Here is a 14,975-nt window from a genome sequence, read left to right as displayed (position 1 = left end):
TTGTGTTATTGCTATTGCTCCCCACCTGGATTCATATCCGATCCCATCTTCGTATTATCCCGCGTCTTGTTGATTGACGGGCGTCTCGTTGAGGTCAGTAATGGTTTACGGAACAAAACCTCCCCCATCGCTTTTGCACTAAATGGTATAAATGGCCACAGATAGGAAGAGTTATAGGAGCGGTGAGTCGTCAACCCGAGAATCAGGAGAGTTGTGCCTATAACCAGACCCTTGACGCCGAACATGGCGGTCACGATTAACAGCAGTAAACGAACCATCCGATTAGCAAGCCCCAACTCATAGCTAGGTGTCGCGAACATCCCGATAGCCGCTACTGCCATATAGAGCACGACTTCATTCACGAATAATCCCGTCTTCACAGCGATATCCCCGATGAGAATGGCTGCAATCAAACCCATGGCAGAGGCAAGCGGCGTTGGCGTATGAACGGCGGCAAGCCGCAGTAGATCGACCCCGAACTCAACGATAAGAAACTGGGCGATAATCGGGAGTTTGACATTTTCCTGCGGGCCGATGATATCCAGCGCGGGCGGTTTCAGCTCAGGATGAATAACGAGCAGCATCCAGAGCGGCAGCAGGAACATCGACGCGAATATGCCGGCAAAGCGAACCCAGCGCAAATACGTTCCCATAAACGGAGTCTGGCGATTCTCCTCGGCGTGCATGCATAGATCGAAAAAGGTGGTTGGCATAATCATAACGCTGGGCGAGGTATCCACCATAACCACGACCCGGCCTTCCAACAAGTGCGATGACACAACATCGGGACGTTCTGAATACCGAACCAGTGGATATGGATGCCACCCCTTATTCACTATCGCTTCCTCCAGCTGTTTATCGCCAAGCGGCAAGCCCTCAATGTTCAGCTGCTCGATTTTTCTGCGAATCGCTTCGACTTGGGTCCGATCGACGATATCGTCGATGAACATCAGGCATACGTCCGTACGGGTACGGTTCCCTACCTTCATAATCTCAACATGGAGGCCCGGATCGCGCAGTCTTCTGCGCACCAGATTAATGTTGGTTACGATAGTCTCCGTAAACCCATCCCGGGCACCGCGTACAACCTTTTCCACAGCCGGTTCTTCTAAACCGCGGACAGGATACTGCCTCGTATCCAGGATAATGGCGGAGTTGGCTCCCTCGATAAACAAGGCGCATAACCCTGACAGCACCTCATCTACAACCTTGCTGAGCCTGGCATCCTCCTCGACCTGGACGTGAGGAATATATCGGGTCATGATCTCCCCCAGTGCGTGATTGCTTACGTCCTCCGGAGTAAGGTAGGTCAGTCGGCTTAGAATTTCGGACACAACGATATCGTTAGTGAATCCATTTAGAAACAACAGCGCAGCCTTCTTGCCGCCAAAGGTCATCTCTCGCATGACCACGTCGAACGAGACGCCAAGACCGATCACTTCGGTCATTGTTTTTTTCAATACTTTTAAACTCCCGGGTACCCGATCATCACCCTGCCAATAGATAATGGACTCTTTGGTGCTGTCCGACGTTTCCGCCTCCCGCTTCTGCTTCAGCGCTTCCGCTTCTACTCGTTTAATCTCAGAAGGGGGGACGTTTGGTATGCGTGGTTGATCCACACGGTCTTGTTTCGTGTTCTCGTCCATAACTGCCTCCTACCATCGTTCATTTACTGAATACAAACCAGTCGAATAATGAGCCCGCAACTTTACCAAATACCATCGCCATCAGCAGGCCGAATAAATACCCATTGAGACGAAGCCGCTTCGCCAGAATCGGCAATACGTTCAGCACCTCTGTCAAGGCCGCAGCAAGCATTCCGATAAATATGCCGCACATGAGGCCGATGATTGTGCTTACAACAGGTCCGAGCGGGACGGACCAGCGCCAAAAATCGGCAACCGTGCCAACGAAAGAACCTGTGATTAGCGCTCCTTCATACCAGTGCACCCGATGATATGTGTCCGTAAGCTGGGACAACCGCGGGATAATATCGAGCACGATGATAAGGGCAATCACCCCACCACCGACAGCAATGCCGCCAGCGACACCTAATAAGCAGATGAATACGATCTGAAAGATCGAGCCCATCATGGCTTCTTACCTGGCAGCTTCGCATCGGTATTCAGCTTGCGATATTCCTCTGCGACAACGAACTGATCCAGGTTCTCTTGGTACAAGTACATCTCAACCTCAAGCGGAGTCGGCTCTTCGTTCCATTTCTTTTTGAACAGATGGTTGAAGAACACGGTCATCCCAAACCCGAGACCGAGCGAATACGCAACTTGAAACAAGTAAGGATGCTCGTCCCTCTTGCCGGTTACCATCTCGACGATTCTTATCTGCACTTCGAGCATATTTACGTCCGCATGAAAATTCATAATGGTCAGGGCCGATCCGAAGAACAGCAACAGCCAAATCAGCGGAAACCAAAATCTGGAGCGTTTGCTGCCGGGACCGAGCAGTTCCACGAGCGTATGATGATTACCTACCGGCTCGATATGAACACCCGGCATAAACTTCTGAACCTTCGGAATGATCTGAATCAGATCCATAACGAGCCGGTTCCCATCCACATCCTTCGGATAGGCAAGCGGCAGATCTTGCAATTGTTTCTCCCACTTGGGTTCAGTAACGATGAAAGCAACGTCGCCTAATTTGACGGTTTGATCTCTCGGCAAGCGGATTCGGCTCCGGAGTTGGAGAAATACCGTCGGAGTGGGATTAACCTTCATCCGAAACACTCCTTTACTGCTAAATTACCGTTAGTATGGGAAATGCCGTAGCTTTCTACTCTGATTTACCATAACTTCTTTTTGAACACAGCAAAAAAAGCGATGGCAAGGAAGATTCCCTGGATCGCTTTTCGTGTTACACCATTTGAAATAAAGCTCTACTGCGCAATTTCATTTCGTATACTCTGCAATATTTTCTTCTCCAGCCTGGACACCTGTACTTGCGATATCCCGAGCCGGTTGGCAACCTCTGATTGTGTCTGGTCGCGATAATATCGTAAATATACGATAAGTCGTTCGCGCTCCGTCAAACCGCCGATCGCTTCGTTTAAGGCAAGCTTGTCAAACCAGCGTTCCTGCGATTCGTCTGCGATTTGGTCCATCAGCGTTATAGGGTCGCCGTCATTCTCAAATACGGTTTCGTGAATCGATGTAGGCGGCTTGTTCGCTTCCTGGGCAAACACCACTTCCTCCGGCGTAACGCCAAGCTCTTCGGCTACCTCTTTGATCGTTGGTAACCGATCCAGTTGCTTGGACAGCTCATCGCGCTTCTTGCGAACCTTGTTCGCCATTTCTTTAAGCGAGCGGCTGACTTTGAGCGTGCCATCGTCCCGCAAGAATCGCTGAATCTCTCCGATAATCATCGGTACGGCATAGGTTGAGAACTTCACGTCATAGCTAAGATCGAACTTGTCCACCGACTTTAAGAGCCCGATACAGCCGATCTGAAACAGATCATCCGGCTCGTAACCTCGATTCATAAACCGCTGTACGACCGACCAGACAAGTCGAATATTACAATTGACGAGTGTATCACGGGCAACATGGTCCCCGCTTTGGCTAAGTGCAATGAGTCGTTTGACCTCCGCGTCGTCCAAATAAGTCTGCGAAGTTTTCTTCACATCGGCATCCATTTGTCCAACCCCTAATTATACAAAGCTTTCTTGGATTCGATCCTCTTCTTCATTCGGATAGACGTACCGTTACCCGGTTCGCTGATGACTTCGAACTCATCCATGAAATTCTCCATGATGGTAAATCCCATTCCAGATCGTTCTAGCTCCGGCTTGGAGGTATAAAGCGGCTGCTTCGCCATCTCTAAATCTTCAATTCCATGCCCGGCATCTTCAATGCACAGCGCGATCACATCCCCGTCAATCACCGCTTCAATCGTGACAATCCCCTCCGGGTTGCTGTCATAACCATGAATAATACTATTGGTTACAGCTTCCGATACAACCGTCTTCAAATCGCTGAGTTCATCCATCGTCGGATCCAACTGGGAGATGAATGCCGCTACGGCGACGCGGGCAAAGGATTCGTTCTCCGACTTTGCGGCAAACTGCAGGGTCATAAAATTTTGCTGTGCTTTTCCTTCACTCATGACACTACCTCCAAACCCGAGAGTGCCGTGCCCTCGTTCTCATATATCGGCATGATCTTAAATAGCCCCGACATTTCCAGCAAACGGTACACTTGAGGTTTAACATCGCATACGGCCATTTTTCCGCCTTTTTGCTTGATGAATTTATAGCGGCCCAGAATGACCCCAAGACCGGAGCTATCCATGAAATCCAACTCTTTCAGGCTTAGCACCAGATGTTCGGTTTGCCGTCTCTGGATGGCTTCATCGAGCTGCATTCTTACATGATCGGCCGTATGGTGATCCAATTCCCCGGACAGCCTAACGATCAGTACGTGCCTGTGATGCTCCAACTCAACATGCAGATTCATGTTTGTCACTCTCCTCCCTTACATGCACAAACATTTCTACATTACAAAATCACATTCCTGCCCCACGACAAAACTAGAAGAAAACCCCCATCAATCTACATGAAATAACTTGCCTGTGGTCCGTTTGAACAATCTCCAGAACCCAGCCTTCTTCACTTCGACCGGAGACTTCAGTTCAAACTCCTTCACCAACAAATCTCCTTGGTAGACAGACAGCTTTCCGATCACTTGTCCTTCTTCGATTGGAGCCTTCACATTCTCAGACATCTGAACCTCATGTCGAATATCCGGATTCTTGACACCCTTCTTGACGAGTACGCTGTATTCCTTGTCCGCCTGGAACGTCAATTCAGGCATGATCCCTTTTTGAACCTTCACGATGCCCATCACTTCGCCCGGTTTGTAAATCGAGTGCATCGTATATTGTGCGAAGGCATAATCGAACATGCTGGCAATTTCGTTGTTTCTGGTCTTGGTATCCGGTGCACCCATCACGACGGCAACGGCACGAAGTCCATCGCGTTTGGCGGTAGCCGACAAGCAATATTTGGCCTCGGATGTGTAGCCTGTCTTCAATCCGTCGGCACCGGAGTAGAAGCGAACAAGCTTGTTTGTATTGACCAGCCAGAACGGTTTTGACGTTTCTTTCCTCAAGTAGTCCTGGTAGGCGCCCGTGTATTTCGTAATATGTTCATACTTGAGCAGTTCCCTGCTCATCAACGCAATATCGTGTGCTGAGGTATAGTGGTTCTCGGCAGGAAGGCCGTTGCAATTAACAAAATGAGTATCGTTCATGCCAAGCTCCGCTGCCTTCTCGTTCATCATCTTTACAAACGCTTGTTCCGAGCCAGCGATCTTCTCCGCCATCGCAACGGAAGCGTCATTGCCTGATGCCATGGCAATTCCTTTGAGCATATCATCAACGGTCATCTCTTCCCCTGGCTCAAGGAAGATCTGTGATCCGCCCATTGAGGCCGCGTATTCGCTTGTGCGAACCTTATCGGTCAGTTGTAATTGGCCTTGATCGATGGCCTCCATGGTGAGCAGCATCGTCATGATTTTCGTAATACTCGCTGGAGGCAGCTTATCATGGCTATTTTTCTCATAGATAATGGTTCCGGTATCCGCATCCAATAAAATGGCGGAACGAGCACTTGGAGCAAGCTGCGCTTGTGAAGAACTTCCACTTTCATCAGCCTTACTCTTTTCCTCGGCATACGTTGGGGCTGCCGCGCTAGAGAACCCGACAAACAGAGCGAGCAATCCAGCTATGAACGCTTTTTTCAATTCCGTCCCCTCCAAACAATCATTATGGTCCCGCGAATATACGGGTCTGGTATTCATTGTCGTCAGGTTGGAAGTAAATTATTCCAGTCTTTTACAAGCCGATACAAAAAATGCGCACAAGCAGGTCAAAACCCGCTCGTGCGCAGCTTAATTTAACGTATAGATCTACATTTGAGGGATAATCGCCAAGACGAGACCGAGGAATTTCTCCCGTACCTTCTCCGCCGTCTCCATCACTTCATCATGAGAAAGCGGTTGGTCCAGAATACCTGCAGCCATGTTGCTGATACAAGAAATACCCAGCACTTCAATACCGGCATGTCTGGCTACGATAACCTCAGACACCGTGGACATGCCTACGGCATCAGCGCCAAGGGTGCGCAGCATAACGATTTCAGCAGGCGTTTCGTATGTTGGTCCAAGCAGTCCTACATATACGCCTTCTCGTAATTCAATGCTCTGGCCTACCGCTACTTCCTTGGCCAATTGACGAAGCCTGCGGCTGTAAGCCACGGACATATCCGGAAACCGCACACCAAGCTCGGGATCGTTAGGTCCGATGAGTGGATTCGTGCCGGTCATGTTCAGATGATCCGATATCAGCATCAAGTCTCCAGGCTCGTAAGATAGATTAACGCCGCCCGCCGCGTTTGTAACGAGCAAGCTGGTTACCCCTAGCTCTTTCATTACGCGTACCGGGAACGCCGTTAGTTCCGGACCGTAGCCTTCATACATATGAAAGCGCCCCTTCATCATAACGACCGGACGCTCATGGATCGTACCTAACAGCAGTTCTCCTTCGTGGCCTTCAACCGTAGAAACCGGAAAGTGCGGGATATCGGCATAAGGGATCGACACCGCGTTCTGAATGAGCTCAGCCAATACCCCGAGTCCTGAACCTAGTATCAAGCCAACCTCTGGTTGAACTACGTTCTGCTGGCGTATGTATGCTGCCGCTTCTTTAATCTGTTGCTGAATTCCTGTTCCTGCACTCATCATATATCTCTCCTTAACCTCGTTTATTTGCCCACCGTACATCAAACTTCATGACCTTGGGTGGTAATGATCATAGACTTCCTTCATGCTGCGCTTGGCTGACTGGTAGACCCCGGTAGTAGAAAGTGCGGAATGCCCCAGCAGCTCTTGCACTGACCGTAGGTCTGCTCCATTCTCAAGCAGATGAATCGCGAACGAATGACGCAGCGTATGCGGCGTAATTTGCGCATCTATTTCAGCCAGCTGTCCATACTTTTTAATGATTTTCCAAAAGCCCTGTCTTGTCAAGCGTGTGCCTAACGAATTGAGAAACAAGGCCTTCTCAGCTGGATCTTTCTGCAATTTGTCCCTGATTTCATCTAAATAATACCCAACGCACTGTGCAGCGGTCTGACTGATCGGCAGGATGCGTTCCTTCCCCCCGTCAACGGAACAGCGCATGAAGCGCATACCCAGATCGATATCACCTACGTTCAGCGACATCAATTCAGAAACCTTGATGCCTGACGCATACAGCAGCTCAAGCATTGCTTTGTCTCTGGCACCGTGCCCCGTAGCAGCGTCTGGTGCAGACAGCAGCTTGTCCACTTGCTCAACGGTTAAAGCCTGGGGCGGCTTCCGCTCTGCCTTCGGCCGATCCAGCAGTTGAGTTGGATCTTGCGGAATTACGGTTTGTCTTACTAAATGTTGAAAAAAAGAATGCAGGGAAGCCGTAGCGCGCAATACCGTTGAAGCGGCCTTTCCCTGCTGTCTCAGGCTCGCCAAATACAAGCCGATCAGCGTTCGGCTTACATCCTGCGGCTTGTCTACTTGTCGCTCTGCAGCATATTGAACAAAGCTCTGAATATCTGCCTCGTATGAATCTATCGTACTCGGGGTCAACTGTTTGACTTCATCTAAGTAGGTTACGTAGTTGTCGATATATGAATTCATGAACATTCACTCCTATCCCCGCACCCTGACTATACCCGGCATTATTCCCCATACCAGTAATACAAAAGAAGACGCTCTACAGGTGAGTATTGGGAATCAAGCGTACTCTCGGGTTGAAATACTTTTACCGCCTGGCCCATCGGTGCGCGGTAAGGGTCAAGCGGGACCAGCTTCCCCCCTACCCAGCCCAGCATATAATAGAAAAACATGGTCAGCACGGCAAACATCGTAATGAACCGAATAAAAGACCCGACCTTGCGAATCGATATGATCACTGTCAAACGCCTCGCTTTCGTGAATCAATGGCTAAGTTGTCCTAGTTGTTATCACGTAAAGCCTATGAGGTTAACTTGATAATTATGTCAAATGTTTCGCCAACGACGATAAAAGATGAAGATCAGGTCAAACACCATAAAAAAAGCCCTCCCGGCCTGATGCCGGAGGAAGGGCTTGCCGTGATCATATCACTGCTGACTTGTATTCAAAATTTTATGAAATTATGAGTTCTCCTGATCATTCTTGCCCTTATCTTTGCAACGGTAGCAGATCCCGTGGAAATCAAGCCGGTGGTCATAAACGGTGAAGTTGAATTCTCGCTCCAATCGTTCTTCCAACGGACCGAGCCAATCCTCGCGTATTTCATCCATGCTGCCACATTGAGTACATATCAAATGGTGATGGTGATGTTTCGAAGTATCCGTCCTCAAGTCATAACGGGCGACACCATCGCCGAAATTAATCTTCTCTACGACGTGAAGCTCACTGAGCAGCTCTAGGGTACGGTACACAGTTGCCAGACCGATCTCTGGAGCCTTCTCTTTCACGAGCATAAATACATCCTCTGCGCTAAGGTGGTCGTCTTCATTCTCGAGCAATACGCTTACCGTGGCTTCCCGCTGGGGCGTTAATTTATATCCTTGGGATTGTAGCTGCTGCTTTATTTTGTCGATCCGCGCTTCCATCGTTTCCCTCCCCCTTGGAAATCACTGCACGATATTGTTCACTTCTCTCATTATAGGGGGATTTGACAAACAAAGTCAAACGGTTTTGCTATATGGAAAAATCCGCGGCTTGGAGCAACATTGGTGTAACCCACCGCATCATAGCCGGAGACACCCAGGTTTCGAATGAAGCCACACCCAGCGTAAGAAGAACCATGAATAATGTCATGAGCGAATAGGAGACAAATGGTTTCACGATACTACCGCCTTTATTCATGATCAAGCGAGTTCTAATAATATATAGAGAAAAGCTGATAGCAGCAACACTGCATATCATAAGCACGGGAATGATCAGCAAATTTTGAGGGGCAATGGAAACCAGTGCGAACAGAAGACCCTTCCAGGAATACTGCCCAACCAAATAACCGACCGTGAATCCGATCAGCACGCCTTTTAAGAAATCAAGGATCAGGATGCCGGGCAGACCGATTACAGACATTCCCAATATCCAGATCAGCCCCACCCACTTCATATGCAGCGCAGCGATGCTCCAGAAAGAAGACTGACTCATGGCTTCGCCACCATCCTGCACATTAACAAAAAAATGGTTCAAGTATCGGGCCATCTCCTGCTGCTGCTCCAATGAGAGAGCATTAACCATCAATGCCCCGAACAGAACGCCCACGAGGAACAGGACGGCTACAAATACATAGAGCGTTGTCTGATCTTTAAATGCCTGTCTGAATGATGTCATAGAAAGAGTCTCCCTTCCTTGTCTCTACCCTAATCTATGACATCACTTCCAATTCTATGACCTTTCTTGGTTATGTGAAAGAGTCTTTGTGCACCCGCTATATCAGCACTTAACGCAGTACCTTGCCATAGGAACCGCCGCCGCCATCCGACAGATGGAGCGTTCCGTTTCGAGCCATCATAATGCTCTGAGCCAGCTTGTCGCCTGCAACCGCAGCCAAGTCCTCCGCGGTTGCCTGGTGGAGAATTCTCATCTCCGTTCCGAACTCACCCAGCAGCTTGGACATCGCCGATTTCCCAAGCCCGGGAATGAACTCTAGCGGAACCTGATAGTAGTATGGTGGCCGCGAATCCGGGATAAAGGCTCGTCTCGATCTGCTATGTGCAAGATATGATCGAACACGCCTTGTACCAGCTTCGTACTGCCGCAATACGGACATCGCTTCATCTCATGGATCGAACTACCCTCTTCCAGATTACTCTGGCACGAGCTGCAATAGCTTCGATGATACTTTCCTAACCTCGGGTTAAGGCCATAGTTAGCGCTGATGCCCCGTCCCTCACTGCCTGCAAGCGCTCGTCTGAATTCATGAAAGGATGGCCGGGCCATGTCGAGCCGGTTATATTCCCGGCCGATTTTGCCTAGTGAGTGTGCATCGGAGTTCGTCAGAAAAGCATACGAATCCAGTTCACTAATCCGACCTGCCATAGCAGAGTCAGCGCTTAACCCAAGTTCGATACCGGCAATGCCATTAAGCGAAAACACATCACGCATTCGATCAGCCATGTTGCCGTATAACCCTTTATGTGGCGTAAATACATGGGCTGGGATCAGCAAACCGCCGCGGTCCAATATTTCCTGCTGCAGCTCAAGCGGAGCAGCGTAGATGCGCTGGGAGCTGAGCTCTATATTTTTCATGAACCGGTTCATCCACTGCGTAAAGTCCTGCATGGTGGACAGGTCAGGGAAATATGCAAGAACGTGAGCAGCACCACTCCCCGGTTCGCGAATCTCGATCTCACTACCCAGTACGATCGTCGTATCCCGATAAGCGATTCCTCCGCCATCGATCTCCTGCATTACTCCGCGGTCAAGCAACTGCACTATGTCTTGTTGTACGGAAGGAGAATGGCAATCAATGATACCGATCATTTGAATGCCTTTTCGTTCGGAAGCTTCTACGGCAATATTTTCGAACGTCAAGTTGTCGCTTGCGCTAATCTTTACTGCTTGTCCCGAGCTGGCACGCCCGATATGAATATGCATATCACAATAATAGGAGCTTAGCTCCGCGCGTCCATTGTTGTTAACCATCGTAACCAAACTTCCCTGTTAACTTATACGCTTGCCAGGCGTATACCGCCAGAATCGTCTTCGCGTCACTAATTCTCGTTTCGCGGATTAGAGCGTTAGCCTCATCCAGCGTAATCTCCATAAGCTCCAAAAATTCATCCTCGTCAGGATTCATTTCACCCTTGCTAAGATCTTCTGCCACGTACAGGTGGATGATTTCGTCGGCAAAGCCGGGGGATGTATAAAAAGCGTGCAGTTTGCGAATCGAGCCACACGTGTATCCCGTCTCTTCCTCCAACTCGCGTTTTGCCGCTTCCAGCGGATCTTCCCCTCGCTCCAGCTTCCCGGCCGGTATCTCAACTTCGCAGCGTCCAAGCGGCTGTCTAAACTGGTCAACCATCAATATTTTATCGTCCTTGATCGCAAGTATCGCCACGGCACCGGGATGTCGTACCACCTCACGGGTAGCAGTCTGTCCGTCCGGCAGTCTAACGGTGTCGACCTGTAATGATATGATTTTTCCTTCAAATACAGATGTCGTAGACAGTGTCGTTTCGTTCAGCATATGTTCCGAAGATTCTCGATTGTAACTGCCGGAATGGCTCATATTATGACCTCCTTAGTGTAAAAACGGCATGAATGATCAAACTAATGCATAGGGTGTATTATATCAAAATTCTCATGAAAGTAGGAATAGACCATGAAAAGCTATAAAGGGGATCATTCAATCCATTTCGTTGGACAAGCGTGGCAAATTCGGATCATGTTGAATCAGTGGCAACAGCAGTGGGGACCGGAGACCTTAATCAAGGATGTAATCCTGAATCGCACCACCACCAATTGCGAAAACACACCAAAGAACTAGTTCTAAAGAACTATTTTCGACTTTTTTCGAATATCGACCATGACCTTTTCACCTATAGCGGTGTTATATCATTGGGAGGCTTCGACATGAGACATATACCTATTACTGAATCCGAACCATTTCAACATCCACCATCATCTAAATATGAACTCGCCAAGTGGTACGAAAGACGAGGTTACCTGACCGAGGCGCTAGAGAGCTACAAAGATGCCGCTCTATCCGTTTCCTGTAATGCAGATGCAGGTACCCCTTGGGAGGAAGCTGAGCTTAGCTGGCTTGAATACGGAGCTGTCAGCATCCGCATGCGCTCCTACGATGCCGCAGAAGAAGCTTACCGAACGGTCCTGCAGCATGCAGGGTCCTATGCTCAGGAAGCATTGCAGCGATGGGCTGAGCTATTGTATATGCTCGGCAATAAAGACCATGTTATCTACAGCAGGTTATTACTGGAAATCAAGCAGTATTCGTCCCGTTCTCTATCGGTTGGACTAGCATTATATCATATCGGATCCTACACGCTGGCTGCTCATTGTTTCGCCAGAGAAGATCGTCTGGGACAGACCGCTCATATCCAACACGTATCCTGTTTGATTATTAACAAGCGACTACAACCAGCGCTTGAGTTGATTGACCAATATACTGCTGACGCATACGCCACAGACAGTGATTGGAGTCAAGAGCTGTTACTTCCCTTACATAGAATGCGGCAGCTATGCAAATGGAGACTTTACGGGACTGCCCCTGACGCTGCAACCAGTCATGACGAAGCGATCGCTCTTGCCGAAGCAGCTGTATCTCTTGGCATGCTGCAGGAGGCTGAAGAACTGCTGGCTGATCGTGGAGAGGAAGCCGCGTATGCTCTGATCTGTATACTCTATCTTGAAGGATACAGATCGCTTGCCGTTTCGAAGATGGACATGCTGGAAGAGATTCCGCTGCAGGGCAGCGGTCCTCACGGCATCAAGCTCTGTCTCCTGATATCTGAGCACCTCTATGATCAACAGAAATACACGGAGGCGGCGCAGGTGTTGGATCAAATTCGTCAGATTCATCCCGAACTGACCGCAGCACGATTTGGCGAAGCTGCATGTCATCTGCAATCGGCCATGTTATCTCTGTCCAATCGTCTATCCTCACATTATCGGATCGCTCCAACGAGAGAAGTCCTCGAACAGTACATGGCCAAAATATCGACGGCCCTTCATATCGTGGAGAGCACGAACTGGCACACGACCTGGTCACCTGCTCAGAAGCGGAATGAAATCGTATCATCTCACAGCTCATACTTAAATTAATGTACAGAAATATAATAAGCCTGAATGTAATGAACGCGATCCATTACATTCAGGCTTATTCGTATAGTCACGCTAACTCCCTTATTTCTTAGCCGTTTCCTGAACAATACCAACAACAATCTGTGCTGCTTTCACCAGATCCTCGGCCTTGATCCGCTCCTTGGTCGTATGAATGTCTACGTACCCGATAGCTAGGTTCACGGTTGGTACACCCAAGCCGTTAAAGATGTTGGCATCACTTCCGCCACCCGAGTGGAACGTCCGCGCCGTGAGGCCCTGACTACGGATCGCCCGCTGGGCCAGTTGAACAACTTCATCATGCTCGTTGAAACTAAAGGCTGGATATACGATCTCACTGATAAATTCACAGCTTGCGTTATGATCGCGAACCGTGGTTTCCAGGGCTTCTCGCATTCCATTCACTTGCTGATCAACCTTCTCTTGAACGATACTTCGCGCTTCGGCGTCGATCTGTACATAATCACATACCACGTTCGTCGCCCCGCCACCTTGAAACTTGCCGATATTCGCCGTTGTCTCATGATCGATGCGGCCCAGCTTCATCTTGGAGATTGCTTTGGATGCCACTTGAATGGCGCTGATGCCATCCTCAGGATTAACGCCTGCATGTGCCGACTTGCCTTTGATGATCATCTTAATCTTAGCCTGCGTTGGCGCAGCTACCGCGATCGAGCCAAGCTCGCCATTCGAATCCAGTGCGAAGCCAATATCCGCGTCCAGTACCTTAGGATCCAGGGCTCGGGAACCAACGAGGGAAGACTCCTCACCAACCGTGATGACGAATTGAATCTGCCCATGTGGAATATTCTGTTCCTGGATAACCCTGATGCCTTCTAACAACGCAGCGATCCCTGCCTTATCATCGGCTCCCAGTATCGTTGTACCATCGCTGCGGATCCATCCATCCTCGCCTAGCGTCGGCTTTATGCCCACACCGGGAGCAACAGTATCCATATGACACGTGAACAACAGCTTCGGCGCATGTTCAGCTCCTTCTGCTCCCCAGGTCATGATGAGATTGCCTGCTCCGTGCCCGGTACGTTCCTTCGTGTCATCTTCCAGAATTTCAAATCCGAAAGCACCAAACTTCTCTTGAAGCACGCGAGATATCTCTGTTTCATATTTCGTCTCACTATCAATCTGAACCAGTTCCATAAATTCCTGTATGATTCGCTCTTCTGAGATCACTGCACTTCCCTCTCTTTCACTGATGCGATACAATATGCTTATATGCTATTGCTTGTCATGCATGTTGTTCTTGAATCTATCATTAAACTTATTTCAAAGGAGTTATTCAATGCAACGTAAAAAGTGGTTTCGTATCGTTATCTATCTCATGCTGCTCGCTATGGTCGGATCAACAGTTCTGATCGTACTGGAGCCATTGTTCTTGCGCTAATCCTGCGATTCTAATAACAGCATTTGTTATGATGAGTTCATCTAAGCCAATGCGCTGCGTATGGAAACACCCGGGTGAAGTAAGGCACGATCTCCCGGGCTACTTCCTCTACTTCAAACGTAAGGCCGGTACAATCCTCGAGTGAGGTCACACCATATTCTTGAATACCGCACGGTATAATGCCTGAGAAACCAGAGCTCGAGATCCCCGCCTTGATGTTGAAAGCAAACCCATGACTTGTGATAAAACCGCGGTGGTGTCGACATTTATTAAACTTAACCCCGATGGCACATATTTTAGCGTCCCCTACCCACACGCCCGTATATTCCGGCTTGCGACCAGCTTCGATACCGTGTGACGCCAGATAGTCGATGATGACCTGCTCCAGATTCCTTAAAAACCCGTGCAAATCCAGCTCCTTGCCGCCTTCCAGCACCAACAGCGGATAACCTACAAGCTGTCCGGGACCATGGTATGTAATGTCTCCTCCACGATCAATCTCAAATAAACCGATGCCCTGCTGCGCAAGTTCCTCACGGCTTAACAGCAGATGCTCCGGATGCCGCTGCGAACCCATCGTATATGTAGGGGGATGCTGAAGGAGCATCAAGCTTTCGTGACACTCCCCCTGGTCGATGGACGTAACTCGCTGCTTCTGCATCTCCCATGCAACCCCGTAATCCAGCGTCGGTGTATATGATATGTCTAACGGTTTGGTCATG

18 protein-coding genes and 1 pseudogene are annotated in these 14,975 nt (G+C 49.3%); 3 read left to right on the top strand and 16 right to left on the bottom strand.

Annotation, left to right across the window (positions count from 1 at the left end):
* Positions 1-11 precede the first annotated feature (11 nt).
* The 14 genes and pseudogenes from JCM10914_RS02715 to JCM10914_RS02650 form a co-directional block, all read right to left on the bottom strand.
* Positions 12-1,646 carry a spore germination protein gene (locus tag JCM10914_RS02715; protein ID WP_023957103.1) on the bottom strand — a complete coding sequence of 545 codons (1,635 nt, stop codon included), beginning with the start codon at positions 1,644-1,646 and terminating at the stop codon, positions 12-14.
* A 19-nt stretch (positions 1,647-1,665) separates the two neighbouring features.
* Complete coding sequence (locus JCM10914_RS02710; RefSeq protein ID WP_036716795.1) at positions 1,666-2,094, bottom strand: stage V sporulation protein AB; 429 nt, start codon at positions 2,092-2,094, stop codon at positions 1,666-1,668.
* Entirely contained in the window at positions 2,091-2,735 is a 645-nt protein-coding gene (locus tag JCM10914_RS02705) for a stage V sporulation protein AA (protein WP_023957099.1), read from the bottom strand. Before JCM10914_RS02705 ends, JCM10914_RS02710 begins: the two co-directional genes overlap by 4 nt.
* A 158-nt stretch (positions 2,736-2,893) precedes the next feature.
* Complete coding sequence (gene sigF, locus JCM10914_RS02700) at positions 2,894-3,649, bottom strand: RNA polymerase sporulation sigma factor SigF (protein WP_023957096.1); 756 nt, start codon at positions 3,647-3,649, stop codon at positions 2,894-2,896.
* Positions 3,650-3,660: 11 nt separating this feature from the next.
* Positions 3,661-4,119: an anti-sigma F factor gene (gene spoIIAB, locus JCM10914_RS02695; protein WP_023957094.1), complete on the bottom strand. Its 459-nt coding sequence runs from the start codon at positions 4,117-4,119 to the stop codon at positions 3,661-3,663.
* Complete coding sequence (gene spoIIAA, locus JCM10914_RS02690) at positions 4,116-4,469, bottom strand: anti-sigma F factor antagonist (RefSeq protein WP_023957093.1); 354 nt, start codon at positions 4,467-4,469, stop codon at positions 4,116-4,118. The genes spoIIAB and spoIIAA overlap by 4 nt, the downstream gene beginning before the upstream one ends.
* A gap of 90 nt (positions 4,470-4,559) precedes the next feature.
* The gene (locus tag JCM10914_RS02685) at positions 4,560-5,756 is read right to left on the bottom strand and encodes a D-alanyl-D-alanine carboxypeptidase family protein (protein WP_023957092.1); all 1,197 of its coding nucleotides are present in this window, start codon (positions 5,754-5,756) and stop codon (positions 4,560-4,562) included.
* 165 nt (positions 5,757-5,921) lie between these two features.
* Positions 5,922-6,752, bottom strand: a complete 831-nt coding sequence (locus tag JCM10914_RS02680; protein ID WP_036716794.1) for a purine-nucleoside phosphorylase — start codon at positions 6,750-6,752, stop codon at positions 5,922-5,924.
* Between the two features lie 48 nt (positions 6,753-6,800).
* Positions 6,801-7,685 (bottom strand): tyrosine recombinase, encoded by an 885-nt coding sequence (locus JCM10914_RS02675; protein ID WP_023957090.1) that lies wholly within the window; start codon positions 7,683-7,685, stop codon positions 6,801-6,803.
* Positions 7,686-7,726: 41 nt separating this feature from the next.
* On the bottom strand, positions 7,727-7,960 hold the full coding sequence (locus JCM10914_RS02670) for a DUF4227 family protein (protein ID WP_023957089.1): 234 nt from the start codon (positions 7,958-7,960) through the stop codon (positions 7,727-7,729).
* 222 nt (positions 7,961-8,182) lie between these two features.
* The gene (locus JCM10914_RS02665) at positions 8,183-8,647 is read right to left on the bottom strand and encodes a Fur family transcriptional regulator (protein ID WP_023957088.1); all 465 of its coding nucleotides are present in this window, start codon (positions 8,645-8,647) and stop codon (positions 8,183-8,185) included.
* Between the two features lie 88 nt (positions 8,648-8,735).
* The gene (gene spoIIM, locus JCM10914_RS02660) at positions 8,736-9,380 is read right to left on the bottom strand and encodes a stage II sporulation protein M (RefSeq protein WP_023957087.1); all 645 of its coding nucleotides are present in this window, start codon (positions 9,378-9,380) and stop codon (positions 8,736-8,738) included.
* A gap of 109 nt (positions 9,381-9,489) precedes the next feature.
* Positions 9,490-10,694 (bottom strand): annotated as a pseudogene (locus tag JCM10914_RS02655) (endonuclease Q family protein).
* Complete coding sequence (locus JCM10914_RS02650) at positions 10,687-11,280, bottom strand: NUDIX domain-containing protein (RefSeq protein WP_023957084.1); 594 nt, start codon at positions 11,278-11,280, stop codon at positions 10,687-10,689. Before JCM10914_RS02650 ends, JCM10914_RS02655 begins: the two are co-directional and overlap by 8 nt.
* A 93-nt stretch (positions 11,281-11,373) precedes the next feature.
* Here JCM10914_RS02650 and mciZ point away from each other — a divergent pair, with 93 nt between their 5' ends.
* Both mciZ and JCM10914_RS02645 read left to right on the top strand, forming a co-directional pair.
* Positions 11,374-11,538: a Z-ring formation inhibitor MciZ gene (gene mciZ, locus JCM10914_RS28225; RefSeq protein WP_023957083.1), complete on the top strand. Its 165-nt coding sequence runs from the start codon at positions 11,374-11,376 to the stop codon at positions 11,536-11,538.
* An 86-nt stretch (positions 11,539-11,624) separates the two neighbouring features.
* On the top strand, positions 11,625-12,833 hold the full coding sequence (locus tag JCM10914_RS02645; protein WP_023957082.1) for a hypothetical protein: 1,209 nt from the start codon (positions 11,625-11,627) through the stop codon (positions 12,831-12,833).
* Between the two features lie 81 nt (positions 12,834-12,914).
* Here the strand turns inward: JCM10914_RS02645 and JCM10914_RS02640 are convergent, their stop codons facing one another.
* Positions 12,915-14,042 carry a tripeptidase T gene (locus JCM10914_RS02640; protein WP_023957081.1) on the bottom strand — a complete coding sequence of 376 codons (1,128 nt, stop codon included), beginning with the start codon at positions 14,040-14,042 and terminating at the stop codon, positions 12,915-12,917.
* 109 nt (positions 14,043-14,151) lie between these two features.
* Here JCM10914_RS02640 and prli42 point away from each other — a divergent pair, with 109 nt between their 5' ends.
* Entirely contained in the window at positions 14,152-14,253 is a 102-nt protein-coding gene (gene prli42, locus JCM10914_RS28740; protein WP_148300170.1) for a stressosome-associated protein Prli42, read from the top strand.
* 37 nt (positions 14,254-14,290) lie between these two features.
* On the opposite strand, the gene lipB is transcribed toward prli42, so the two are convergent.
* Positions 14,291-14,974, bottom strand: coding sequence for a lipoyl(octanoyl) transferase LipB (gene lipB, locus JCM10914_RS02635; RefSeq protein ID WP_023957080.1), 684 nt, complete (start codon positions 14,972-14,974; stop codon positions 14,291-14,293).
* Between the last annotated feature and the right edge of the window lies 1 nt (position 14,975).

The sequence above is a fragment of the Paenibacillus sp. JCM 10914 genome (assembly GCF_001315105.1).
Taxonomy (GTDB): domain Bacteria; phylum Bacillota; class Bacilli; order Paenibacillales; family Paenibacillaceae; genus Paenibacillus_AQ.
This window is presented reverse-complemented; position numbering and strand designations above follow the sequence as displayed.

What these genes read in the sequence shown, in the direction of transcription:
- JCM10914_RS02715 (WP_023957103.1), bottom strand. Translation starts at nt 1,646, where the DNA reads ATGGACGAGAACACGAAACAAGACCGTGTGGATCAACCACGCATACCA.
- JCM10914_RS02710 (WP_036716795.1), bottom strand. Translation starts at nt 2,094, where the DNA reads ATGATGGGCTCGATCTTTCAGATCGTATTCATCTGCTTATTAGGTGTC.
- JCM10914_RS02705 (WP_023957099.1), bottom strand. Translation starts at nt 2,735, where the DNA reads ATGAAGGTTAATCCCACTCCGACGGTATTTCTCCAACTCCGGAGCCGA.
- sigF (WP_023957096.1), bottom strand. Translation starts at nt 3,649, where the DNA reads ATGGATGCCGATGTGAAGAAAACTTCGCAGACTTATTTGGACGACGCG.
- spoIIAB (WP_023957094.1), bottom strand. Translation starts at nt 4,119, where the DNA reads ATGAGTGAAGGAAAAGCACAGCAAAATTTTATGACCCTGCAGTTTGCC.
- spoIIAA (WP_023957093.1), bottom strand. Translation starts at nt 4,469, where the DNA reads ATGAATCTGCATGTTGAGTTGGAGCATCACAGGCACGTACTGATCGTT.
- JCM10914_RS02680 (WP_036716794.1), bottom strand. Translation starts at nt 6,752, where the DNA reads ATGAGTGCAGGAACAGGAATTCAGCAACAGATTAAAGAAGCGGCAGCA.
- JCM10914_RS02675 (WP_023957090.1), bottom strand. Translation starts at nt 7,685, where the DNA reads ATGAATTCATATATCGACAACTACGTAACCTACTTAGATGAAGTCAAA.
- JCM10914_RS02665 (WP_023957088.1), bottom strand. Translation starts at nt 8,647, where the DNA reads ATGGAAGCGCGGATCGACAAAATAAAGCAGCAGCTACAATCCCAAGGA.
- spoIIM (WP_023957087.1), bottom strand. Translation starts at nt 9,380, where the DNA reads ATGACATCATTCAGACAGGCATTTAAAGATCAGACAACGCTCTATGTA.
- JCM10914_RS02650 (WP_023957084.1), bottom strand. Translation starts at nt 11,280, where the DNA reads ATGAGCCATTCCGGCAGTTACAATCGAGAATCTTCGGAACATATGCTG.
- mciZ (WP_023957083.1), top strand. Translation starts at nt 11,374, where the DNA reads ATGAAAAGCTATAAAGGGGATCATTCAATCCATTTCGTTGGACAAGCG.
- JCM10914_RS02645 (WP_023957082.1), top strand. Translation starts at nt 11,625, where the DNA reads ATGAGACATATACCTATTACTGAATCCGAACCATTTCAACATCCACCA.
- prli42 (WP_148300170.1), top strand. Translation starts at nt 14,152, where the DNA reads ATGCAACGTAAAAAGTGGTTTCGTATCGTTATCTATCTCATGCTGCTC.
- lipB (WP_023957080.1), bottom strand. Translation starts at nt 14,974, where the DNA reads ATGACCAAACCGTTAGACATATCATATACACCGACGCTGGATTACGGG.